Here is a 23741-nt window from a genome sequence, read left to right on the forward strand (position 1 = left end):
TATGGCTACCGCTGATTTTCAAGGAAGGAACAGCACATGAAACAAGCAGTTGTGGTTATCCACGGCATCGGCGAACAGCGCCCAATGGACACCTTGCGCGGCTTTGTCGAAGCGATGATCCCTACGGACACCCCCGATGGCACACCTCGGTACTGGAGCAAGCCGGATCGGCTGTCGCGCAACTTCGACCTGCGCGTACTGAAGTCCTCGGGCCGCACCTCGACGGATTTCTATGAGTACTACTGGGCCCACAAGATGCAGGGCACCAAGTTCGGCCATCTGCTGGGCTGGCTGTGGGACATCTTCAAGCGCCCGCGTCGCGACATTCCCGACGCTATCGTGCCGATCTGGCGCAGCACGCGCTGGACGGTGCTGGTGTTATTGCTGCTGGTTGCCAGCGGTACATTGGCCACGGCCTGGGGCCAATTGCCCGCCCACGACAACCCTTTCGCGCTGATCCCCCTGCTGCTCGCGGCGATGGGACTGGGGCTGCGCTATTCGGCGCTGGCGTACCTGGGAGACGCCGCACGCTACCTCAGCCCCAACCCGCAGAACGTGAGGGTCCGCGAGCAGATCCGTGCTGATGGTGTCGACCTGCTGCGTGCCCTGCACAACCAGGGCGACTACGAGCGCATCATCGTCGTGGGTCACAGCCTCGGCAGCGTGATCGCCTATGACATCGTTGGCTACCTCTGGCATGAATACCACGACCAACTGACCCCCAGCAACCGTGAGCTGGCGGCCCGTTATGCCAACCGCGAACCGCTGCAACCGGTGGTCAAGGATGCCCTGCCCGCCGCCGGCGCCTTGCTGGACGGTAGCCTGAGCAGCCTGTTGAATTTTCGTCAGCAACAGACCGAAGCTTTTGCCGAACAGCGCGGCCTGGGCAACCCCTGGCGCATCACCGACCTGGTCACGGTCGGCAGCCCAATGGCCCACGCCAGCCTGTTGCTGGGCCGCAGCGTCAGCGACTTCCAGCAGCGCATGGAACGCCGCGAAGCCCCGGCCTGCCCGCCTACCGAAGACACCCAAGGCTACGGCTACAACGCTCGCCAACCGCTGATGCTCGGCCAAAAGCCCTTCACCCCGCACTACCTGCACCACGCCGCAGCCTTTGCCGTCACGCGCTGGACCAACCTGTACTTCCCTGCCCCCTTCGGCCTGTTTGGCGACATCGTCGGCGGCCCGGTCAAGCCGGTAATGGGCGGCGGCGTGCTGGACTTGCCGGTGACCGTGGGCAACGGCAAAGGCTGGCTGGCCAAATCCTGGTTGAGCCACACTCACTATTGGAGCGAACGCGGCGGTACACAGGGTTACCTCAGTGCACTGGGCAAGGATGAACAGGCGATCAACCAGGGCCCGCGTCCTTCGGCGACCGAAGCGTTGCGTTGGGCGATTGACCTTAAGGGGGTGCGGCGGTTTCGCCGTGTTGGCGCCCAGCGAAGCCTGGCGCCAGAGCACGCCTAACCGGCGAAGCCACCGGCGTTGAGGAAGGCGCGTTCTTCGTCGGTGCTCGTCCTGCCCAACACCCCATTGCGATGCGGAAACCGCCCGAACCGCTCAATGATATCGGCATGCTCCTTGGCCCAGTGAAAGGTGCTGGCATCCAGCTGCTGGTTCAGGGCCAGGGAGCGTTGCTGGTCCTGCGGGTCTTCCGAATGTTCAAAAGGCAAATAGCAGAACGCACGCAATTGAGGTTCAACCTGTTGATCCAGCCCCGCGTCCACCATCTTTCGCGCATACAACCGCGCCAGCGGGTCGGTGGCGAACATATGGGCCGTGCCGCGAAAGGCGTTGCGCGGGTACTGGTCCAGCAGGATCAATAACGCCAGCGCCCCGTGCGCCGTGCTCAACCAATCTTCGAGTTCACGCCGTGCAGCCTGCATATGAGCCGCGTTAAATCTATCGCGAAAGTCCCTATCGAACCCCTCGTCCTTGGCGAACCAACGCTTGGGCCCCGCCTGTTTCCAGAACGCGATTACCGATTGTGGGGTCATGCTTGTCATCAGCGCCTCGCTTAATGTTATAGAATAACGTCAATATTTTGCCTGCGTGTGATCCTTAACTTATGACTGACGCTATGACTTTACGCAAACGCCTGCTGTCCATCGATGCCCTGCGCGGCCTGGTGATCCTGTTCATGTTGCTGGACCACGTGCGTGAAACCTTCTTGCTGCACCGCCAGGTCAGCGACCCCATGAGCATAGACAGCACCGAGCCTGCGTTGTTTTTCAGCCGCACCCTGGCTCACTTGTGTGCGCCAGTATTTGTGCTGCTCACCGGATTGTCGGCTTGGCTGTACGGCCAGAAATATCAGGGTCGTCGCGACGTGTCGGCATTCTTGTTCAAGCGCGGGCTGTTCCTGGTGGTGCTGGAATTCACCCTGGTCAACTTCGCGTGGACCTTCCAACTGCCGCCCAGCGTGATCTATATGCAAGTAATCTGGGCCATTGGCATCAGCATGATCGCCCTTGCCGCTTTGGTTTGGCTACCGCGTGCCTGGCTGATCGGGTTGGCGTTGGTGATTATCGCCGGGCACAACCTGCTCGATGGGCTGCACTTCGCAGCAGGTTCGATGTTGCATGTGCCGTGGACGATCTTGCATGAACGCAACTGGATTGAACTCTCTGAAAACCTGCGGCTGCGCACCACTTACCCGGTGCTGCCATGGATCGGTGTGATTGCCCTGGGTTACGGCCTCGGGCCATGGTTTGCCAATGCCACGCTGCCGGCTGTGCGTCAGCGTTATTTACTGGTCGCGGGGGTGGGCGCGTTGGTGGGCTTTGGGTTGTTGCGAGCGCTCAACGGCTATGGTGAGCAGCCTTGGCAGGTGTATGACAGCAGCATGCTGACGCTGATGAGTTTTTTCAACATCACCAAGTACCCGCCTTCGCTGTTGTTCCTGGCGTTGACCCTGGGGGTTGGCTTGCTGTTGCTGCTGGCGTTTGAACGCGCCGGCCATAAGCGCTGGATCGGCGTGCTGGCGGTGTTCGGCGCGGCGCCGATGTTCTTTTATCTGTTGCACCTGTACGTGTTGAAAATCCTCTATGTCGCCTGCGTTGCGTTGTTTGGCCTCAACCATGGCAATTACTTTGGCTTCGACGGTATCGGTGCGGTGTGGCTGGCAGCGCTGCTGTTGCCGATTGCCCTGTACTTGCCGGTACGTTGGTTCGCCGGCCTGAAAGCACGGCGGCGGGACCTGGCGTGGCTTAAATACCTCTGACCTGATGCAGGCAAACTGTGGGAGCGGGCTTGCTCGCGAAGGCGGTGTGTCAGCCACTGCTGCTGTGACTGAAAGACCGCATTCGCGAGCAAGCCCGCTCCCACAGTTTTTAACCGCGCCGGGCTCAGAAATCAGGCCAGTTCAGCACGCAGTTGGCGAGCGGCGGTGACCATATGAATGAGCGCCGCCTCGGTCTCCGGCCAGCCCCGCGTCTTCAAGCCGCAATCGGGGTTCACCCATAAGCGCTCTGCCGGAATCCGCTTGGCGGCCTTGCGCAGCAAGTTGGCCATTTCCGAGGCATCCGGCACCCGTGGGGAGTGGATGTCGTAGACCCCCGGGCCGATCTCATTCGGGTAGGCGAAGGCTTCGAACGCGTCGAGCAGTTCCATGTCCGAGCGTGAGGTTTCGATGGTGATCACGTCGGCATCCATGGCGGCGATGGACTCGATCACATCGTTGAACTCGCTGTAGCACATGTGGGTGTGGATCTGGGTTTCATCGCCCACGCCACTGGCGCACAGGCGGAACACTTCGGTAGCCCAGTCCAGGTAGTGCTGCCACTGCGCCTGGCGCAACGGCAAGCCTTCACGAAAGGCGGCTTCGTCGATCTGCACGATCTTGATGCCGGCCGCTTCCAGGTCCACCACTTCGTCACGAATCGCCAGGGCCAGTTGCCGGGCCTGCATTTCGCGGCTCAGGTCTTCCCGTGGGAACGACCACATCAGCATGGTTACCGGGCCTGTGAGCATGCCCTTCATCACTTTGTCGGTGAGGCCTTGAGCATAGCGAATCCATTCCACGGTCATGGCTTTGGGACGACTCAGGTCACCGACAATCACCGCAGGTTTCACGCAGCGCGAACCGTAACTCTGCACCCAACCGAACCGGGTAAACACGTAGCCATCCAATTGTTCGGCGAAGTACTCGACCATGTCGTTACGCTCGGCTTCACCGTGCACCAGCACGTCCAGACCGAGGTTTTCCTGCACCTCGACAGCGTGCTTGATCTCACTGTGCATGGCTTCGATGTATTCGGCTTCGCTCAACTTGCCAGCCTTATACGACTGGCGCGCCAGGCGGATCGACGCGGTCTGTGGGAACGAGCCGATGGTGGTGGTCGGGAACAGCGGCAGGTTAAGCCCGGCCCGCTGTTTTTCGATGCGCTGGGCAAACGGCGACTGACGCTGGCTGTCCTGCGCAGTGATGGCGTCGACACGGGCCTGAACAGCGGGTTTATGGATACGTGACGACGCAGCACGAGCCACCTGCACGGCGCGGCTTTCGGCCAGGACGGCGAGCACGTCAGGTGCTGACGGCTGGTCAACCGCCTTGGCCAGTAGCGCCACTTCCGCGCACTTTTGCACGGCGAAGGCCAGCCAGCTTTTCAGTTCGGCATCCAACTGGTCTTCCCGCTCAAGGTCCACCGGGCTGTGCAGCAGCGAGCACGACGGCGCGACCCACAGGCGATCGCCCAGCTTCTCATGGGCATGCTGCAAGGTGGCCAGGGCTTTTTCCAGGTCGCAACGCCACACGTTACGGCCGTTGACCACGCCCAGGGACAGCACCTTGTACGCTGGCAGGCGATCGAGGATGGTCGGGTATTGGTCCGGCGCACGCACCAGGTCAATATGCAGGCCGTCCACCGGCAAGTTGGCGGCCAGGCCGAGGTTTTCTTCCAGGCCGCCGAAGTAAGTGGCCACCAATTTTTTCAGCGGGTCGCGCTGGATCAGGTTATAGGCACGCTCAAAAGCGTTCTTCCAGTCCTGGGGCAGATCGAGCGCCAGGATCGGCTCGTCGATCTGCACCCACTCCACGCCCAATTCGGCCAGGCGCTGGAAGACTTGTCCATACAACGGCAGCAGGCGCTCGAGCAGGTCGAGCTTGTCGAAGTCAGCGCCCTTGGCCTTGCCCAGCCACAAGTAGGTCAACGGGCCGATCACCACCGGCTTGACGCTGTGCCCCAGGTCGAGGGCTTCCTGGACCTCTTCGAAGAGTTGGTCCCACGCCAGGTGAAATTGCTGATCGACGCTGAACTCCGGCACCAGGTAGTGATAGTTGGTGTCGAACCACTTAGTCATCTCCTGGGCATGGGCACCGCCGCAGCAGCTGTCACTGACGCCACGGGCCATGGCGAACAAGGTGTGCAACGTGGCCTGGCCATCTGCCGGGCGAAACCGCTCAGGGACCACGCCGAACATCAACGAGTGGGTCAGCACCTGGTCGTACCAGGCGAAATCACCGACCGGCAGCAGTTCGATGCCAGCTTGCTGTTGCAGCGCCCAGTGGGTGCTGCGCAAGTCACGGCCAACGGCGCGCAGGCCGGCTTCGTCGAGCTCACCCTTCCAGAACGCTTCCTGCGCTTTTTTCAGTTCACGATCGCGTCCAATGCGTGGAAACCCGAGAGAATGAGCGACTGCCATGACTTGCAACTCCGATGGTGTGATTGATGGCGGTCATTGTCGGCAGAGGCACGTCTTGAGACAAACTCATTTTGTTCTAGATCATCACAAGATTTACTCATGTTTAGGTGGGCATGATATTAGCGGCGCTACTGTTGATGTGTGGGGTGCCAGGGCGGCCGTCATCGCGGCCTCGCTTAGGCTCGAGCGCTCCTACAGGAGGCGGGGGGATTCTTATGAACGGTCATACTTACGCCCTATGCTTAACGTGGCGCGCAAAATCCGCCGGCTAACCTTTCGATCTGTTCCAAGTGCGGGCACAATGCGTGTCCTTTTTTGGCAGGCACCGCCGCAGGCTCTCAAAAATGATCAAAACGCCGTACTACCTCATCGATAAACAGAAGCTTCTGGTCAACATGCAGAAGATTGCCTACGTGCGCGAACAGTCCGGCGCCAAGGCTCTGCTGGCGCTCAAGTGCTTTGCCACCTGGTCGGTGTTCGACTTGATGCAGCAATACATGGACGGCACCACCTCGTCGTCGCTGTATGAGTTGAAGCTCGGTCGCCAGAAGTTCGAAGGTGAAGCGCACGCCTACAGCGTGGCCTGGGCCGACGATGAAATCGAAGAGATGCTGGAGAACTGCGACAAGATCATCTTCAACTCCATCAGCCAGCTGCAGCGTTTTGCCGAACGCAGCGAAGGCAAGACCCGCGGCCTGCGTGTGAACCCGCAGGTGAGCAGCTCTGACTACCTGCTGGCCGACCCGGCGCGCCCGTTCAGCCGCCTGGGCGAGTGGGACCCGGTGAAGATCGATGGCGTGATCGATCAGATCTCTGGCTTCATGTTCCACAACAACTGCGAGAACGGCGACTTCAGCCTGTTCGACAAGATGCTCGGCACCATCGAGGAACGCTTCGGTGCGCTGCTGCACAAGGTCAAGTGGGTCAGCCTCGGCGGCGGCATCCATTTCACCGGTGAAGGCTATGCACTGGACGCATTCTGCGCGCGGCTCAAGGCCTTCTCCGAGAAGTACGGCGTGCAGGTCTACCTGGAACCCGGCGAAGCGGCGATCACCAACAGCGCCTCCCTGGAAGTCACCGTGCTCGACACCCTCTACAACGGCAAAAATCTCGCCGTGGTAGACAGCTCCATCGAAGCTCACCTGCTGGACCTGCTGATCTACCGCCTCAACGCCAAACTGGCGCCGAGTGAGGGTGAACATACCTATATGGTGTGCGGCAAATCCTGCCTGGCCGGCGACATCTTCGGCGAGTATCAATTTGATCGTCCGCTGGCCATCGGCGATCGGCTGTCGTTCATCGACACCGCAGGCTACACCATGGTCAAGAAAAACTGGTTCAACGGCCTGAAAATGCCGTCCATCGTAGTGAAACAACTCGACGGTACAGTCGAGGTGGTTCGTGAATTTGGTTACGACGACTACCTGTCCAGCCTGTCCTGAGCTGGCGGATAAAGGAGAGATAAAGCAATTGAAAAAGAACGTTCTTATCATTGGTGCAGGAGGTGTCGCCAAGGTGGTGGCCCACAAGTGCGCGCAGCACAACGACGAACTCGGTCGTATTGCTATCGCGTCGCGCAACATCTCCAAATGCCAGGCCATCATCGACAGCGTCAAGGCCAAAGGTAGCCTCAAGGTTCCCGCCGATATCCAAGCCTTCGCGCTGAACGCCCTGGACGTGGAAGCGACCAAGGCCCTGATCCGCGAGACCGATTCGCAGATCGTCATCAACGTCGGCTCCGCCTTCCTCAACATGTCGGTACTGCGTGCCTGCATCGACACGGGCGTGGCTTACCTCGACACCGCCATCCACGAAGAGCCGGGCAAGGTCTGCGAGACCCCGCCGTGGTACGGCAACTACGAGTGGAACCACCTGGAAGAATGCAAACAGAAGAACATCACCGCCATCCTTGGCGTGGGCTTCGACCCGGGTGTCGTCAACGCGTACGCCGCGCTGGCGCAGCAACAGCATTTCGACCGCATTGATTCGATCGACATTCTCGACGTCAATGCCGGCTCCCATGGCAAATACTTCGCCACCAATTTCGATCCGGAAATCAACTTCCGCGAATTCACCGGGCAGGTGTGGAGCTGGCAGAACAGCCAGTGGACCAGCAACACCATGTTCGAAGTCAAACGCACCGACGACCTGCCGGTAGTCGGTTCGCAGAACCTCTACCTCACCGGCCACGATGAAGTGCACTCGCTGTCGAAAAACCTCGACGTGCCCAACGTGCGTTTCTGGATGAGCTTCGGCGAACACTACATCAACGTGTTCACCGTGCTGAAAAACCTCGGCCTGCTCTCCGAACAGCCGGTCAAGACCGCCGAAGGCCTGGAAGTGGTGCCGTTGAAAGTGGTCAAGGCCGTGCTGCCCGACCCGTCTTCGCTTGCCCCGGGCTACACCGGCAAGACCTGCATCGGTGACCTGGTCAAAGGCACCAAGGATGGCCAGCCGCGTGAGATGTTCATCTACAACGTGGCTGATCACGAAGAGGCCTATGCCGAAACCGACAGCCAGGGCATCTCCTACACCGCCGGCGTACCACCGGTAGCCGCTGCACTGCTGGTGGCGCGTGGCGAGTGGGATGTGAAGCACATGGCCAACGTCGAGGAACTGCCAGCTGAGCCGTTCCTCAAGGCGCTGGATGTGATGGGCTTGCCGACTCGGATCAAAGACGAGAACGGTGATCGGGCCTGGGATGCGACGGCCTGATAGGCGATAGCTGACCGAGCAAAAAGAATGCGCCCCCAGGGGCGCATTTTTTGTGTGGGCTCACCTACAGTCCGAAGAACAATGAGGATCAAAATGTGGGAGCTGGCTTACCTGCGAAGGCGGAGTGTCAGTCAATGATTCTTCAACTGAACCACCGCTATCGCAGGCAAGCCAGCTCCCACACCGGTTATATATCGCCCACAGAATCAACGCCTGGCACAAATCACTGTGGGAGCGGGCTTGCCCGCGATGGCGGCGTGTCAGTCAATGATTCTTCAACTGAACCACCGCTATCGCAGGCAAGCCAGCTCCCACACTGGTTATGTATTGCCCACAGAATCAACGCCTGACACAAATCCCCTGTGGGAGCGGGCTTGCCCGCGATGGCGGCGTATCAGTCAATGATTCTTCAACTGAACCACCGCTATCGCAGGCAAGCCAGTTCCCACACTGAATCTCCAGCGCAAACGGCGCTTGGGCTCACTCCAGATTCCGCGCAGAATTACTCAACGCCCTTGAGCACTGCAACAACGCCGGTGCCAGCTGCCGTTCGGCATCCGCCTGGCTCCAGCGGCTGGTCGGCGCCACCACATGCACTGCGGCCACGGGCCGGCCATTGCCGCCCAGCACCGGCGCACCGATGGTCATGTCGCCTAGGAACAGTTCCTGAGTGTTCACCGCATAGCCCTGCGCCCTCACTTGCTCCAAGAAGGCCATGATCGCCCCGACGTCGGTCAGCGTGCGGCTGGTATGCGCCACTCGCTGGCTGTTCTCGATCAACGCCAACGCCTCCTCCTGCGGCAATGCACTCAAATATGCCCGCCCCGACGCCGTGCAGTACATCGGCACCCGTGAGCCAATCGGCATATGCACCGGCACGAACCCTGCGCTGACAAAGCGCGCGATGTACGTCATGTCGTAGCCCGCCGGCTCGGTAAGGCACGACGTCTCGCCGGTCAATCGGGTCAACTCGGACAAGAACGGGTTGGCCACTTCGATCAACGAATGCGCATCCAGGTAACTGAAGCCCAGCTCCAATACCCGAGGGGTGAGTTGGTAATGGCGTGTGCGCGAGTGTTTCCGAAGGTAACCCAGGCCTTCGAGGGTGAACACCATGCGCTGGGCCGAGCTTTTGGTCATGCCGGCGGCCTCTGCCACCTCTGCAAGGCTCATGCTACGGCGCTGTGCGCTAAAAGCCTTGAGCACCGACAGGCCTTTTTCCAGGGATTGGTTGTGCAAACTGTTGCGGTCTTCGGACATGGCGAACTCGCGGGCAGGTGGCTCAGGCGTGGTGATATTTCTACCTTAAAAGCTGATTAATGACCATTAAATATCGCATATCGATACGAAAGGTTCATTTTTCAAACTTTTTAGCGTCATTTACGATTTATCTGATTCGAAATGGCATAGAGCTTGCGATTTCATCGGCAGCCGCTTGCGGTACTGACTTTCCGTTTTCCGTCTGGAGTAACCCGATGAACAGTCTTTCGCCCTTGTTTCGCCGCCTAGCCTTCGGCCTGTGCGCCACGCTCTGCATCAGCGTCGCGCACGCAGGCAGTGCGTCCTCGTACAAAGTCGGTGCAACCGCCAGTGGTTCGCCGTTTACCTTCCTGGATATCAAGAGCAACAGCATCCAGGGCGTGATGGTCGACGTGGCCGAAGCCGTCGGCAAGGCCGGCGGGTTCAGCAGCCAGATCGAGCAGACCAATTTTGCCGCGCTGATCCCGTCCCTGACGTCCGGCAAGCTGGACTTTATTTCCGCCGGCATGCTCAAGACCCCGGAGCGTACCCAAGTGGTCGACTTCAGCGCCCCGGTTTACGCCTATGGTGAAGGGCTGATCATCAGCGCCGACGACGATGCCGCCTACCCTGACCTTATGCCGCTCAAAGGCCAGGTCGTCGGCGTGCAAGCCGGCACAATCTTCTACGACCAACTGAACAAGCTGGGCATCTTCAAGGAGATCCGCACCTACGACTCCATCGGTGAGATGGTTCGCGACCTGTCCCTTGGCCGCATCAAGGCCGCCGTGGGTGACCAGCCGGTGGTGGCCTACCAGATCCGTCAAAAGCTGTTCAAAGGCGTGAAACTGGCGCCTGACTACAAGCCCACTAACGTCGGCGAAGTGTGCCTGGTGGTGCGCAAGGGCGATGCCGCAACCCTTGAGCGCCTGAACACCGCCATCGCCAGTATCAAGGCCGACGGCACGCTGGACAGCATCCTCAAGAAATGGGGGCTGGACGCCCAGGAGCGCCCATGAACCTGGCTGAGTTCCTGCAGAACGCCCAGGACTTCCTGCCGATCCTGCTGCAAGGCGCCTGGGTGACGATCCAGATCACCGTGCTGTCGTTCCTGCTCAGCAGCGCCCTCGGCTTGGTGTTGGCGCTGCTCAAGCTGTCGCCGATTCGCGCGCTGTCCTGGACCGCCAGCACCATCATCAACGTCATCCGGGGGCTGCCGATTATCGTGCAGCTGTTCTACATCTACTTCGTGCTGCCGGACATGGGTATCCATCTCACGGCGTTTTATGCCGGGGTGATCGGTATGGGCATCGCCTACTCGGCGTACCAGGCGGAGAACTTCCGCACCGGCATCATCGCCGTCGAACAAGGCCAACGTGAAGCCGCCGAAGCCTTAGGGATGCGCACGGGGCTGATGATGCGCCGGGTGATCCTGCCCCAGGCGTTTCGCATCGCCCTGCCGCCCTACGGCAACACCCTGGTGATGATGCTCAAGGACTCCTCGCTGGTGTCGACCATCACCGTCGCCGAGATGACGCGCCAGGGCCAACTGATCGCCTCATCGACCTTCCAGAACATGACCGTCTACACCCTGGTCGCCCTGCTCTATCTGTTGATGAGCCTGCCGCTGGTGTATGGCCTGCGTCGCATGGAGCAGTACCTGGGCCGGAGGAAAAAAGCATGATCGAGATTCGCCAGCTGCAAAAACACTACGGTGACCACCACGTCCTGCACGGCGTCGACCTCGACGTGGCCAAGGGCGAAGTGGTGTGCCTGATCGGCCCCTCGGGCTCGGGAAAATCCACCCTGCTGCGCTGCATCAACGCCTTGGAAGCCTACGACGGCGGGCATATCAACGTGTTCGGCGAAACCGTACAGCGTGGCAGCAAGACCGTACACGCTCTGCGCAGCCGCATGGGCATGGTGTTCCAGCGCTTCAACCTGTTCCCCCATCGCACGGTGCTGGAAAACGTAATGGAAGGCCCGGTGTACGTCAAAGGCGAACCGCCCCGCCAAGTCCGCGAAGAAGCCCTGGTGCTGTTGGAAAAAGTCGGCCTGAGCGCCAAGGCCGACGCCTACCCCGAACAGCTTTCCGGCGGCCAGCAGCAACGCGTTGCCATCGCCCGCGCCCTGGCGATGAAACCCGACGCCATGCTGTTCGACGAACCCACCTCGGCCCTCGACCCGGAACTGGTCGGCGATGTGCTGGCGGTAATGCGCACCCTGGCCGATGAAGGCATGACCATGATCGTGGTCACCCACGAAATGGGCTTTGCCCGCGAAGTGGCCGACCGCGTGTGCTTCCTGCACGGCGGTTACATTGTCGAAAGCGGCCCCGCCGAACAGGTTCTGGGCAACCCGCAGCATGCGCGCACCCAGGACTTCCTGCGGCGCGTGCTGCACCCCACAGGCAACACGCGGAGCCTGTCATGAAGTCGTTGTGGTCGGCGACTGCGCCGTCAGTGGTGCCAACACCGGCATTGAACGAGTCGGTGAAGGTCGACGTGGCGATTGTCGGAGCCGGCTATACCGGTTTATCGACGGCGCTGCACTTGGCAGAGCGTGGCGTGCGCGTGTGTGTGCTGGAGGCCCATGAGCCAGGCTGGGGTGCCTCGGGGCGCAACGGTGGGCAGGTCAACCCCACGCTCAAATATGACCCGCAGCAGCTGGTACAGAAGTACGGGCCGGAACGCGCCGAGCCGTTGATCGCGACGGTGTCGAACTCGGCGGACCTGGTGTTCAAGCTGATCGAACGCCATGGCATCGATTGCGCGCCCGTGCGCAAGGGTTGGATGCAGGTGTCGTACAGTGAAAAGGCGGTGGCCGGGCTGCATGCGCGGGCCGAACAATGGGCCCGACGCGGCGTGCCAGTACAGCGCCTGGACGCCACTGCGGTGGCGTCACGCATGGGCAGCTCGGCGTTTGCCGGCGGCTGGCTGGATGGCCGTGCCGGGGCCATTCAACCCTTGGCGTATGCCCGCGGGTTGGTGGCAGCGGCGTTGGCGGCCGGCGCACGGGTGCATGGCCACAGCGCGGTGACAGGCCTGCAGCGCCAGGGTTCGGCTTGGCAATTGCAGACAGCCGGCGGTGCGCAGGTCACGGCAGATCAAGTGGTGCTGGCCACCAATGGCTACAGCGATCACTTATGGCCAGGCATGGCCCAGAGCGTCCTTGCGGCCAACAGTTTTATCGTCGCCACCAAGCCATTGAGTGGCCGCGCAGCCGAAAGCATTTTGCCCGGCCAGGAAACCGTGTCGACCGCGCAACGCTTGTTGCTGTATTTTCGCAAAGACGCGTATGGGCGCCTGCTGATGGGCGGCCGCGGCCTGTTCAACGACCCCACCGGGCCGGCCGATTTTGCCCACCTGGAGCGCTCCCTGGCGCTGCTGTTTCCGCAACTGGGGCCATTGGAATTCGACTACCGCTGGGCCGGGCGCATCGCGATCACGCGGGACTTCATGCCCCATGTCCACGAACCGGCGCCGGGGCTCACACTGGCATTGGGTTGTAATGGGCGCGGGATCGCGTTGTGTACCAGCCTGGGTCAGCAATTGGCCGGGCGGTTGTGCGACAGCACGGCAGACTTCGCCTACCCGATAACGCCCTTGCAGCGTTTGCCCTTGCATCGCTTGCAGCGGTTCTACATTGGCGCGGGCGTGGCCTGGTATAGCTTGTTGGATCGGTTGAACGTCGGTTAAATCGCCAATCGCTCTTGAAACTGTCAACTTCAACAGGTTACCGACTCCGTGAATGCCGTTAGTCTGAGCGAGCCAGCCATCGATTGGCTCACCCATTCACCATGTGCGAAAGGAATCGTCCATGAAACGGCAGACCTCTTCAAACACCCTCACGGCACGCTTGGCTGGCCTGGTCTATAGCACCTGCTGCTACCTGGTTTTCCTATTCACCTTGCTTTACATGATGGGCTTCGTAGGGGCTGTGGTCGTACCCAAACACATCGACTCCGGCGCGCGCATCGACTGGGCGCTGGCACTCATGATCAATACGTCACTGATCATTGTGTTTGGCGTCCAGCACAGCGCCATGGCGCGTAAACGCTTCAAGCGCTGGCTGGCAGTCTTCGCCCTGGCAGCGGTAGAGCGCTCCACCTATGTGTTGCTCTCCAGCCTGATGCTCGCGCTGCTGTTCTGGCAGTGGCGGCCTATTACACAGACCGTTTGGGAGGTTGACGCCGCCTGGGCCAAGGCACTGCTGATCGGCCTGTTCTGGCTGGGCTGGGGCATCGTGGTGCTGGCAACCTGCTTGATCAGTCACTTCGAGTTGTTCGGGCTGAAACAGGCCATTGATCGCTGGCGCAACGCCCCACAATCGGGCCCGACATTCAGGACGCCGCTGCTCTACAAAGTCGTGCGTCATCCGCTGTACCTGGGCTTCCTGATCGCCTTTTGGGCAACGCCGCATATGACCGTGGGGCATCTGCTGTTTGCGCTGGGGATGTCGGTGTATCTGTTCATTGGCGCCCGTTTCGAAGAGCGGGATTTGGTGGCGCTGTTTGGTGAGCGGTATCGGCGTTATCAAAGTGAGGTGGGCATGATCGTGCCACGCCTCCACAGGCCCCGCCGCTAACCCACTGTAGGAGCGAGCTTGCTCGCGAAGGCCGTCAACGATGACGCGGGTAACCTGGATGAGCGCAGGGCCTGGGCGTTTTTCGCGAGCAAGCTCGCTCCTACAGTGATCGTTCCGGCTGTGACGGGCTCACCCACAGTTCAACGAACAATAAAGATCAAAGTGTGGGAGCTGGCTTGCCTGCGATGGCGCTGTGTCAGCCAGTACATTTGGCACTGACAAACCGCTATCGCAGGCAAGCCAGCTCCCACATGGCGAACGATCTCACGATCTCAAAACACCGACCACCCAATCCGCTCACTCAACAACTCCAACGCCTTCATCCCCGCCAGCGAGTTGCCCGCTGCGTTCAACTCCGGCGACCATACGCACACCGTAAACTGCCCCGGCACCACCGCGACAATCCCGCCGCCGACCCCGCTCTTGCCCGGCAGGCCCACGCGGTAGGCAAAATTGCCCGCCTCGTCGTACAGGCCGCTGGTGGCCATGATCGAGTTCACCTGCTTGGTCTGGCGCGCCGTCAGCACCTGCTCGCCACTGTGGGCGCTCACGCCTTCGTTGGCCAGAAAGCTGAATGCTCGGGCCAGGTCCAGGCAGCTCATCTGCAACGCGCAATAGTTGAAGTAGCTGTGCAGCACCGCGTCCACATCATTGTGGAAGTTACCAAAAGACTTCATCAGGTAAGCCATGGCCGCATTGCGCGCACCATGCTGGGCTTCCGACTCGGCCACAACACTATTGACCAGGATCTGCGGGTTGCCCGACAGGCGCCGTACAAAGTCGCGCATCGACAGAATCGGCACGGCGAAGCGTGACTGGTTGATGTCGCAGATCACCAGCGCGCCAGCGTTGATAAAGGGGTTGCGCGGGCGGCCACGTTCGAATTCCAGCTGCACCATGGAGTTGAATGGCTGCCCCGAGGGCTCGTGACCCAGGCGTTCCCAGATGGATTCGCCGCCATGGTCGATGGCCTGCACCAGGCTGAAGACCTTGGAAATGCTTTGCACCGAAAACAGCGTGTCTGCATCTCCAGCGCAGTAGGCCGTGCCGTCGTTGCCGTATACCGCGATGCCAAGTTGGTTGGCGGGCACGTCGGCCAGCGCGGGAATGTAATCGGCGACTTTGCCGAGGCCGATCAAGGGGCGCACTTCGTCGAGGATCGACTCCAGCAGCGCCTGCATAGCTTGTCCTGTCATCTTTGTTCGAATCAGTGGTAAACGAGGCGCGGAGGATACGTCAATGGGCGCGCAACACCCACACAATCTCTACCACCCGCTCGGCAATCACCACGTAGATCAGGATCAACAACAGTTGCAACGCCAAGTGATAACGCAATTTGGCCAGGCGGCGAATGCCGTCGCTGACGTTCAACAGCATCAGCACCGTCGACAGCACAATCAAGCCCCAGCCCGCGACGCTGGAGGCGAAGATACCGATCAGCAACTCGCGCGGTCCCACCAGCGCGTTGGTCCCCGCCGCAAACAACAACGCGCAGACCAACAGGTTCTTAACATTGTCGAAAATCTGCGTGCTCAGGTCGTTTTCCAGCAACGCCAGGTACCGCGTCCATAAAGTGCGCATGCTTGAGTACCGAGTGGGAAGGCTCGTCAATCAAGGTAGTTCAATTGTGGACGCTGTCGAGCTTTGGCCAGGCTCAGAAATGCGCCACATCCGACACTTCTGTATCCAGCACATCCTGGGCCAGCGCCCAGGCGCGGTCCTTGGACTCCACCACCAGCAGCGGGTAGCCCCAGGCCTTGCCGAACGTCACGGCAAAGGGCTTGAGGGACAGGCGCTTGGCAGCGCTGGGCTCCACTTGGATCATGCCTTTGACGTAGGCGCGTAAGGCAGCCTTGTTTTTCTTCATCCAGATAGAAGCGCGCTTGCGCTCTTCGTGGGCGTGTTCGTGATTGTTCTCATCCACGGCTTTTTCGTGCAGCAGCAAGAAGGGCTGCTTACGGGCCAGCAGACGTTCGAATGTCAGGAAAGCGTCTTCCGGCGCTCCCTCGCTAGGCGCGTCGAAAAAGATTTTCACCACCGGGAAAGTTGAACTGTCGAGTCGCATGGCAAAGCTCCTTTGATGAGATTTATTCTCATCATAGGGCGCGTGACGCTGGACAGCATTGCATAGAATAGCCAGAATATTTCGCAATCCAGCCAAGGCATTTCCCACCATGGTTCATCACCGCCTCGACCAGTACGACCCCTGCCGGGTTCGCGACGCCGCCGCGATCCCTCGTTCGATGGTGGCGGTGGGCGCCTCGAGCACCTCCGAACGCTGGGAACACACCCCTCACCAGCATCAACACGGGCAATTGATCTACACCTTGCGCGGCGTGGTGCATTGCGTGATCGAGGCGGGTATCTGGATCGTGCCGCCGCAATGCGCATTGTGGATTCCCGGCGGTGTGACACACGCGGCGCGCGGTGCCGGCGAAGCGGATGTGTACTGCCTGTTGATCAACCCGAACGCCGCCAGCGCCTTGCCCCGGCAATGTTGCACGCTGTCGGTGTCGCCATTGCTGCACGAATTGATCGGCAAGGCGGTCAGCTTCCCGCAGCTCTACGACGAAGACGGCGCCCAGGGCCGGCTGGTGGCGACGTTACTCGACGAGTTGGCCCTGGCCCCCATCGAAGCCCTGCATTTGCCGATGCCCCAAGACCCCCGCTTGCATCGGCTGGCCAACAGCTTATTGGCCAACCCCAGCGATAAATCCACCCTGGGCGAATGGGCCGTGCGCATCGGCATGAGCGAACGCAGCATGACCCGCCTGCTGCTGGAAGAGATCGGCCTGAGCTTCGGTCGCTGGCGCCGGCAGTTGCATGTGATCCTTTCACTGCAGCGCCTGGCCAACGGCGAAAGCGTGCAGAGCGTGGCGCTGGACCTGGGTTATGAAAATGCCAGCGGGTTTATCACCATGTTCCGCAAGGCCATGGGCCAACCGCCGGCGCGTTACCTGGCAGACCGAGCCAGTACCGTCGGGTCGCACAGCAACGCGTCAACTATCGCCTTGACGTGAGGTTTTGATCGTTCCCACACTCTGCTGGGACGCGGAGCGTCCTGGGCTGTGTTCCCACGCGGAGCGTGGGAACAATTCATTCAGTCCATTCGACTCAGTTCTTGTAGTCGGTATCTGTACGCTCAAGCTGGCGCACCAGCGCATCCCAATGCCGCGCCACGCCCGGGCCTTCGCCATTGCTGAACACCTTGGCCTGCTGCTCGACCTTGGCCACCACCTCAGCGGGTGGGAAGATCAACTCGGCATTCCCCGCTGCCTGTGCCGCAATCTGGATGTTGCAGGCCCGCTCCAGGCTTTGTAGTTGCTGGAAGGCATGCTCGACGCTGACGCCGCCCGTCAACAAGCCGTGGTTACGCAGGATCATCACGCTCTTGTCGCCCAAATCTGCCACCAGCCGTTCACGCTCGTCCAGGTCCAGGGCCACGCCCTCGTAACCGTGGTAAGCCACACGCCCCGAGAATGCGATAGCGTGCTGGGAGATCGGCAACAACCCCTGCTTCTGCGCCGACACCGCAATACCGTCGCGGGTGTGGGTGTGCAGCACCGCTTGCAAGTCATGGCGTGCGCCGTGGATGGCGCTGTGGATCACATAGCCGGCGTAGTTGATCCCCAGGCCCGTGGGGTCATCGACAATGGTGCCGTCCAGATCGACCTTGACCAGGTTGGAGGCGCTGATTTCGTCAAACAACAGCCCGAAAGCATTGATCAGGAAATGCGCCTCGGGCCCTGGCACCCGCGCCGAGAAATGCGTGTAGATATGATCGGTCCACTTGTACAAGGCCGCCAGTCGGTAGGCCGCGGCCAACTTGACCCGTACCTCCCACTCTTGCGGTGTGACCCGCTGGCGCACATTGCTCAAGACACTGGAAATCGGCGTGACGCTGCTCATGGCAAATCTTCCTGGATGGCCTAAGGGGACTTCCAGGCAAGACTAGGGGATGGTCATAAATAATAAAAAGCACATTTTAATCTAAGCTAATTATTATATTTATTTATAAAAAAGCAGCCGCGGCAGCTTTCAGGCCGCCACGGGAGCAAGCTCCCTCGCCACCGATCAACTCAGCAGGTTCGACGCCCGTTGTTGAGCGTCTCGTTGATTGCATCCGTTTGCCGTTCAATGTCCTTGATCGAGGTCGGCGTTACCACTTTGTCGATGGTTTTGGTCTTGGGATTCGCAGGTTCAAGCGTCTGCCCTTTGGTGGCCTCGACATTACCTTTTTGCGCGTCTTCAGAGCTGATGGGGTCGGGGGTTTTATCGGCGGTTTTACGATCAGTCACAGTGCAATCCTCTTGGCAATGGCGGGCCCCTGAGATGACGGCCCTATGCAGCAGAACCCTGCGAATCCGGATTGGTTCAAGTCAATTGCCCCGCCTCACCACTGGGCAAATAAGCGCAAAAAAATTTAAACCTTTTACCCGCTTCTCGATTCAACAGTCAGGTAACGGCATCCCGCCATTTCCAAGGAGAGACACCATGAAAACTCGACTGATGAAACCGATGGGCCTTACCTTCATGCTGATCGCAGGCTCGATGTCCACCGCAATGGCGGCGACCTCCAACGACTTTGTCGACAGCGCCGCCGAGGGCGGTATCACCGAGGTGGAAGCGGGCAAGCTGGCCCTGGAAAAAAGCAGCTCGGCGGACGTAAAGACCTTCGCCCAGCATATGGTCACCGACCACACCAAGGCCAATCAGGAACTGATGACCCTGGCGAAAAAACTCGATATCGAAGTACCCGATGACGCTGCGCTCACCGACAAGGCGAAAAAAGCCATCCTGGAAATGCGCGATGAATCCTTCGACAAGGCCTACGCCAACAACCAGGTGGCGGCCCATGAAAAAACCGTCGAACTGTTCAAGAAAGAATCGGCCTCCTCGGACAATCCCGAGCTGAAAGCCTTCGCCACCAAGACCCTGCCCACCCTTGAAGCCCACCTGAAAATGGCCAAGGAACTGCAAACCAAATACGCCCATTAATCCATCCATGACCCAAGGAGACACTCGACCATGAGCTCGCAACTCAACGGCAAGCACATCCTCGTCATCACCTCCAACACCGGCATCGAGCGCGACGAGCTGCTCAAGCCTCTGGAGACGCTGCGTGGCTACGGCGCCACTGTGACGCACGCCTCCAGCAAAGGCGGCAGCACCCAGACATTTGTCGGCGACACCGAAAAAGACCAGACCGTGGAATCCGACGTGCAACTGTCGGATGTCGTCAGCGCCGACTTCGATGCGCTGGTCATCCCGGGCGGCACGGTCAATGCCGATACGCTGCGCCAGGATGCCGCCGCGCTGCGCTTGATCAATGAGTTCGTGCAGGCCGGCAAGACCATCGCGGCGATCTGCCACGGGCCATGGACACTGATCGACGCTGGCGTGGTCAAGGGCAAAACCCTGACCGCCTATAAAAGCGTGCGCATCGACCTTGAAAACGCCGGCGCTGCCAGCGTGGTGGAGGCCGAGGTTAAAGAGTGCCAGGCCAATGGCTGGACCTTGATTACCTCGCGCACGCCGGACGATCTACCGGCGTTCAATGAGGCGATTGCCAAGGCTGTAGGACCAAACCATTAAGACAGTAACAGTAACTGTGGCGAGGGAGCTTGCTCCCGCTGGGGTGCGCAGCGCCCCCAAAAAAAGGGACTGCTGCGCAGTCCAACGGGAGCAAGCTCCCTCGCCACAGGTTACCGATTGTTCGCTCGATCTTCAGCTTTTACGCTGCTGCGCCATTTCACGCTTGGGTCCGAACATCGCCCACGCAATCAACCCCAGCAGCGGCACGAACACCAGCACCACGACCCACAACCCCTTGGTCTCCCATCCGCCAGTGCTGCGCAAAACGATATTGATCGCCCAGAGTTCCAAGAGCAGCAGAATCACCGCCAATACGATCCAGATATATTCTATTTGCATGATTCACCTCCTGAAGTCTAAGGGTTAGGTCCAGCAGATGCCCCAAGGGTTCCATTAGATTTTCAGGCCCCGTTTTATGCCCCCCTGCTCCATTGCGTCTGAACGTCAGCCACCGGTTAGGCGTTGTGCAATGTCAACGCGACCGGACCATGCAAGCTGCACGACAGCCAAGCCAAAAAATAAACACAACATTTTGATTTTAAACAGAATTTCATAAACCTGAAAATTGGTACGCCTGATGCAAACTCCCTCACCACGAGGCGTGCACTTCGACACGCCCGCACACCCTCCGTGAGGTTACCTATGAATGCCATCGACCTTCTCAAAGCCGACCACGAACGCGTCAAGACCCTGCTGACCCAGTTGAGCGAATCCACTGAACGCGGAGTAAAAAAGCGTACCGAGTTGTTGGCCAAACTCGAGATGGAGATCACCCTGCATACCCAACTTGAAGAAGAGATCCTCTACCCCGCGTTCAGAAAAGCCGGGGGCAAGGAACAAGACATCATGTACCACGAAGCCAAGGAGGAGCACCGTACCGTCGACTCGCTGGTACTGCCGGACTTGAAGAAAACCGACCCCTCGTCCACCGAGTTTTCCGGTCGCGTCAAAGTGGTCAAGGAGCTGCTTGAGCACCATATCGAAGAGGAAGAAACCGAGATGTTCCCCCAGGCTAAAAAGCTGCTAGGTAAAGCGCTGCTCGAAGAGTTGGGGGCCGAGATGGAAGCGATGAAGGCCGCGCATAAAAAAGCCATGGCGAAAAAACCGCTGGCGGCGTAACGGCTGCCTCCTCGCAGCAAGGTTCGCGCGACAGCGACCCACAGGCCCTGTCGCGCTATCGATTTGCACCGATGATTTCTCCTCGCTCACTCAGCGATCCGGCCGACCGAGCCGGCCTGGCGGCCCATGCTAGCGTGCCATTGCCCTTGGCAGTGGCCGGGGGTTTTCAGGAGATTCATCACAATGGACGCGCATTCCCCCACCTACACCCACCTGTTCAAAGAGGACTGGCACCTGTTGTGTTCAGCGTCTTCCATGGCAGCAATCGACTCCCCGGTCGCCTATCTGAAGGCGTTATACCTGTTTGCCCAAGCGCTGGAAAAAAGCGGTAGAGGCAAACAGCCCAAAGTCACCCTCGACCAGCGACGCCCCGAACTCAAGACACTGCCCCTGGACGAACGCAGCCTCAGCACTGTGATTCCTCAACTCTCGATGATCAACGAAACCCTGTCCAGCCTGATTGACGCCCACCTCAAAGAAACCCGTCGTGAATACCGCGGTCGCTCCCTTGATGAGGTGCTCGGCAAGCAACGTTTCCCCTTCGTGCTGCCGTTCGAACGTGCGCATCGGCAGTGCTGGCTCGGTTTGTCCGGCGGCAAGCCACAATTGGGCGAACTCAGTTATCGCATCAGCCTCAAGCTGCCCACCAGCCAGCGCGCGCAAAACACTTACGGAGTGGTCAGGCACGAGGCCTATGAAGCGCAACGTTTGCTCAGCGGACTGAGCCCTGCACAGCAAATGTTATTGACGGAGCCCTTTGTACAAAGACCTGAAAGCCTACAGGCGAAGGATTTTTTTACCCGCCACTACGGTACCCAGGAGCCGCTCCTCGAGGAGCTGTCCCATTGGTCGCAAATGACCGGACTGACGGCCGATCAAACCGAAGCGCTACTGGCCTGTGGCAAGTATGTGCCGGCGCTGTCGAAAAACGTCCTACCAAGCGCATTGCCAACCACGCCGACCACGCTGAGCCTGCATAACGGCGCCGCGTACGTGAATGGTCCGATCACCACGGCCACCGAGACCCAGACGCCCCTGTCGATCGCCCCCAAGGACAAACGTGACGCCCACCTGCAAAACACCTCGTGGGACCGTTACCAGCGCCTGCACCGAATGATCCGCCTGCAACGCTGGACGCAATTGCCCTTTGACGAACTCGATACCCTATTGATGGCCGTCATGCGGCGCGAGCCGGACGGTGACCCGGCCCAGCCCGCCAATGACAACACCCTGCGGGCACTGGGTGTGTATCGCTACCTGGAGCGCCGTCGCGGCCTGTCGTTGCAAGCCTTTGCGGCAGTGTTAAATGAGATCCCCGTCTGGGCACCCGGCATTCGCCTGTCACTGTATGACGAGCTGTTCAACCCCGCCCCATTGCCAGGCCAGGCGCTGACGTTGGACACGTTGACGCTGGTCTTGAAGGAGGAGATCCCGGCCACCCTGCGCCACCAGCTTTGCGCCGGCTTGCACCTGAGCGATACCCCGGACTCGTTGCACTGGCTGATCAAGCAGGCCCGCCTGCATCTACCCCCCTCTTGCCCGACGTTGACGTTTTATAGCGCGCTGTATCGCCAAGCCCGGATCGCACAGTTGTTCGGGCTGTCAGTGCTCGACAGCTACCATGTGGCGGCGCTGCTGGGCGATAAGGTTTACACCGCCCAACTGGTCAACCCGAGCCTGCGTCGCTCCGGTGCCAATGCACCTGCCGACCTGCTCGATGTGCTGATGCAGATGGACTGGCTGGTCACCTGGCTCAATGACACGGGTCAAACGGTAGATCAGCTTCGCCGCCAGTTGCTCCTGGACGCCCAGTCCCCGCCGCCCCAGGTGCAAACGCATATCACGCAACTCAATGACGTGATCGAACTGACCCGACATGGCCTGCTGGTGCAAGAAGACCTCGCTGACCTGTCATTACCCCAGCCCGAGCCCGACACCAAGGTGACGCCCATTGCCTGGCATGCCCTCCTCGTACAAGGGCTGCTGCGCAGCAATCCGCAGCTCAAGCCGGCACCGCCCAAAGAACTGCCCAATGGGCTGGTGCAGCTTATCGAAGCACAAACCCTGAGCCTGGACCCGGACCGCAATGCGGTTCTGCACAACGACGCCAAACAAGCAGTGGCCAAGAAGCTGGGCGCGTTCTACCAACAAATGCGGCCGCTGAAAGAAAAAATCGACACGCTGCTCGGTGTCCCCTCGCACCTTGCTGGCGACCCGACAACGCACCTGCAATGGCGCAAAGTCATGGTTCGGCAGATTGCCCGCACTGCCACTGCCGAATCCACCACGGAGCTATTGAAAAATGTGCTGCTGAGCCTGCCGGGTGCCGAGGTGTCATTGGGGCTGGCGGTGAGCCGTGAGGCCTTGCAGGCCTTCGTGCTCCATCCGCACTGGCTGAGCCCGGACCACGCCGCAGCCTCGCTGCTCAAACTGACGCTGAACACGCTGTACCTGCTGCAACGCTTTGCCCATTGCCTCAACACCTACGGGCTGGCACAGGACAGCGTGCTCGCCTACTTGCAGTGCGCCAATTCATCCTCCGATGAAGGCTCCACCGTGACTGACGATGGAGCTTGCACCGCGCAACTGGCCGCGTTGCTCCAGTGGGATGTCGATGAAATCAACCTGCTCGTTGAATACCTGCCTGCCAAGCACGTGAAGACCCTGGCCGACCTGGACTGGCTCCTGCGTTGCCATGAAGCCGTCAGGCTCACCGGGCTTTCTGCCAGGGCCTTGCTCAAGGCCACCGACCTGCATGCCACCTTGATGAATGAAGACTGGCAACACGTCGGCTCCGCATTGTTCGCCGCAGCGCCATAACCCCGTTGTATTTCGACCGGTTC

At 60.1% G+C, this 23741-nt stretch carries 23 protein-coding genes; 14 read left to right on the top strand and 9 right to left on the bottom strand.

From position 1 onward, the window contains the following. Window positions 1-36: 36 nt before the first annotated feature. Entirely contained in the window at window positions 37-1467 is a 1431-nt protein-coding gene (locus tag ODQ19_RS19455; RefSeq protein ID WP_330210971.1) for a hypothetical protein, read from the top strand. On the opposite strand, the gene ODQ19_RS19460 is transcribed toward ODQ19_RS19455, so the two are convergent. After that, window positions 1464-2006 carry a DUF924 family protein gene (locus ODQ19_RS19460; RefSeq protein ID WP_116667303.1) on the bottom strand — a complete coding sequence of 181 codons (543 nt, stop codon included), beginning with the start codon at window positions 2004-2006 and terminating at the stop codon, window positions 1464-1466. The two genes, ODQ19_RS19455 and ODQ19_RS19460, sit on opposite strands and share 4 nt — an antisense overlap. Window positions 2007-2068: 62 nt before the next feature. On the opposite strand from ODQ19_RS19460, the gene ODQ19_RS19465 reads away from it, so the two are divergent. After that, entirely contained in the window at window positions 2069-3223 is a 1155-nt protein-coding gene (locus ODQ19_RS19465; RefSeq protein ID WP_330210972.1) for a DUF1624 domain-containing protein, read from the top strand. A 131-nt stretch (window positions 3224-3354) separates the two neighbouring features. On the opposite strand, the gene metE is transcribed toward ODQ19_RS19465, so the two are convergent. Beyond that, window positions 3355-5643, bottom strand: a complete 2289-nt coding sequence (gene metE, locus ODQ19_RS19470) for a 5-methyltetrahydropteroyltriglutamate--homocysteine S-methyltransferase (protein WP_330210973.1) — start codon at window positions 5641-5643, stop codon at window positions 3355-3357. A 344-nt stretch (window positions 5644-5987) separates the two neighbouring features. Here metE and ODQ19_RS19475 point away from each other — a divergent pair, with 344 nt between their 5' ends. Together ODQ19_RS19475 and ODQ19_RS19480 are read left to right on the top strand one after the other, a co-directional pair. Further along, on the top strand, window positions 5988-7085 hold the full coding sequence (locus ODQ19_RS19475; protein ID WP_032896982.1) for a carboxynorspermidine decarboxylase: 1098 nt from the start codon (window positions 5988-5990) through the stop codon (window positions 7083-7085). A 28-nt stretch (window positions 7086-7113) separates the two neighbouring features. Then, window positions 7114-8358, top strand: coding sequence for a saccharopine dehydrogenase family protein (locus ODQ19_RS19480; RefSeq protein ID WP_019817179.1), 1245 nt, complete (start codon window positions 7114-7116; stop codon window positions 8356-8358). Between the two features lie 480 nt (window positions 8359-8838). Here ODQ19_RS19480 and ODQ19_RS19485 read toward each other — a convergent pair whose 3' ends face one another. Next, window positions 8839-9618, bottom strand: a complete 780-nt coding sequence (locus ODQ19_RS19485; RefSeq protein ID WP_330210974.1) for an IclR family transcriptional regulator — start codon at window positions 9616-9618, stop codon at window positions 8839-8841. 215 nt (window positions 9619-9833) lie between these two features. On the opposite strand from ODQ19_RS19485, the gene ODQ19_RS19490 reads away from it, so the two are divergent. The 5 genes from ODQ19_RS19490 to mddA all read left to right on the top strand — a co-directional run bounded on the left by ODQ19_RS19490 (window position 9834) and on the right by mddA (window position 14184). Continuing rightward, entirely contained in the window at window positions 9834-10616 is a 783-nt protein-coding gene (locus ODQ19_RS19490) for an ABC transporter substrate-binding protein (RefSeq protein ID WP_003191708.1), read from the top strand. Further along, the gene (locus ODQ19_RS19495; RefSeq protein WP_003191710.1) at window positions 10613-11281 is read left to right on the top strand and encodes an amino acid ABC transporter permease; all 669 of its coding nucleotides are present in this window, start codon (window positions 10613-10615) and stop codon (window positions 11279-11281) included. Before ODQ19_RS19490 ends, ODQ19_RS19495 begins: the two co-directional genes overlap by 4 nt. Then, window positions 11278-12030, top strand: a complete 753-nt coding sequence (locus ODQ19_RS19500; RefSeq protein ID WP_330210975.1) for an amino acid ABC transporter ATP-binding protein — start codon at window positions 11278-11280, stop codon at window positions 12028-12030. The genes ODQ19_RS19495 and ODQ19_RS19500 overlap by 4 nt, the downstream gene beginning before the upstream one ends. Beyond that, complete coding sequence (locus tag ODQ19_RS19505) at window positions 12027-13295, top strand: NAD(P)/FAD-dependent oxidoreductase (protein ID WP_034135756.1); 1269 nt, start codon at window positions 12027-12029, stop codon at window positions 13293-13295. The genes ODQ19_RS19500 and ODQ19_RS19505 overlap by 4 nt, the downstream gene beginning before the upstream one ends. A 121-nt stretch (window positions 13296-13416) precedes the next feature. Further along, window positions 13417-14184, top strand: a complete 768-nt coding sequence (gene mddA, locus ODQ19_RS19510; RefSeq protein WP_330210976.1) for a methanethiol S-methyltransferase — start codon at window positions 13417-13419, stop codon at window positions 14182-14184. Between the two features lie 272 nt (window positions 14185-14456). Here the strand turns inward: mddA and glsB are convergent, their stop codons facing one another. The 3 genes from glsB to ODQ19_RS19525 form a co-directional block, all read right to left on the bottom strand. Further along, on the bottom strand, window positions 14457-15365 hold the full coding sequence (gene glsB, locus ODQ19_RS19515) for a glutaminase B (RefSeq protein WP_014718789.1): 909 nt from the start codon (window positions 15363-15365) through the stop codon (window positions 14457-14459). Window positions 15366-15420: 55 nt separating this feature from the next. Beyond that, complete coding sequence (locus tag ODQ19_RS19520; RefSeq protein ID WP_014718790.1) at window positions 15421-15765, bottom strand: hypothetical protein; 345 nt, start codon at window positions 15763-15765, stop codon at window positions 15421-15423. Window positions 15766-15838: 73 nt separating this feature from the next. Then, window positions 15839-16249, bottom strand: coding sequence for a hypothetical protein (locus tag ODQ19_RS19525; protein ID WP_330210977.1), 411 nt, complete (start codon window positions 16247-16249; stop codon window positions 15839-15841). Window positions 16250-16358: 109 nt separating this feature from the next. Between ODQ19_RS19525 and ODQ19_RS19530 the strand changes: the two genes are divergently transcribed. Beyond that, entirely contained in the window at window positions 16359-17204 is an 846-nt protein-coding gene (locus ODQ19_RS19530) for an AraC family transcriptional regulator (protein ID WP_330210978.1), read from the top strand. 94 nt (window positions 17205-17298) lie between these two features. Here the strand turns inward: ODQ19_RS19530 and ODQ19_RS19535 are convergent, their stop codons facing one another. Further along, entirely contained in the window at window positions 17299-18093 is a 795-nt protein-coding gene (locus ODQ19_RS19535) for a class II aldolase/adducin family protein (protein WP_116668802.1), read from the bottom strand. A 170-nt stretch (window positions 18094-18263) separates the two neighbouring features. Next, window positions 18264-18482, bottom strand: coding sequence for a hypothetical protein (locus ODQ19_RS19540; protein ID WP_330210979.1), 219 nt, complete (start codon window positions 18480-18482; stop codon window positions 18264-18266). Window positions 18483-18678: 196 nt separating this feature from the next. Between ODQ19_RS19540 and ODQ19_RS19545 the strand changes: the two genes are divergently transcribed. Together ODQ19_RS19545 and ODQ19_RS19550 are read left to right on the top strand one after the other, a co-directional pair. Continuing rightward, window positions 18679-19182 (top strand): DUF4142 domain-containing protein, encoded by a 504-nt coding sequence (locus ODQ19_RS19545; protein ID WP_330210980.1) that lies wholly within the window; start codon window positions 18679-18681, stop codon window positions 19180-19182. A gap of 30 nt (window positions 19183-19212) precedes the next feature. Continuing rightward, the gene (locus ODQ19_RS19550; protein ID WP_330210981.1) at window positions 19213-19779 is read left to right on the top strand and encodes a type 1 glutamine amidotransferase domain-containing protein; all 567 of its coding nucleotides are present in this window, start codon (window positions 19213-19215) and stop codon (window positions 19777-19779) included. A 132-nt stretch (window positions 19780-19911) separates the two neighbouring features. On the opposite strand, the gene ODQ19_RS19555 is transcribed toward ODQ19_RS19550, so the two are convergent. Further along, on the bottom strand, window positions 19912-20118 hold the full coding sequence (locus tag ODQ19_RS19555) for a hypothetical protein (RefSeq protein ID WP_032896961.1): 207 nt from the start codon (window positions 20116-20118) through the stop codon (window positions 19912-19914). Between the two features lie 303 nt (window positions 20119-20421). Here ODQ19_RS19555 and ODQ19_RS19560 point away from each other — a divergent pair, with 303 nt between their 5' ends. Then, window positions 20422-20898, top strand: a complete 477-nt coding sequence (locus ODQ19_RS19560) for a hemerythrin domain-containing protein (RefSeq protein ID WP_003191732.1) — start codon at window positions 20422-20424, stop codon at window positions 20896-20898. Between the two features lie 183 nt (window positions 20899-21081). Next, window positions 21082-23718 carry a Tc toxin subunit A gene (locus tag ODQ19_RS19565; RefSeq protein WP_330210982.1) on the top strand — a complete coding sequence of 879 codons (2637 nt, stop codon included), beginning with the start codon at window positions 21082-21084 and terminating at the stop codon, window positions 23716-23718. Window positions 23719-23741: the final 23 nt, after the last annotated feature.

Origin of the sequence: Pseudomonas sp. AM4(2022) (genome assembly GCF_036346515.1) — a bacterium.
Taxonomy (GTDB): domain Bacteria; phylum Pseudomonadota; class Gammaproteobacteria; order Pseudomonadales; family Pseudomonadaceae; genus Aquipseudomonas; species Aquipseudomonas paracarnis.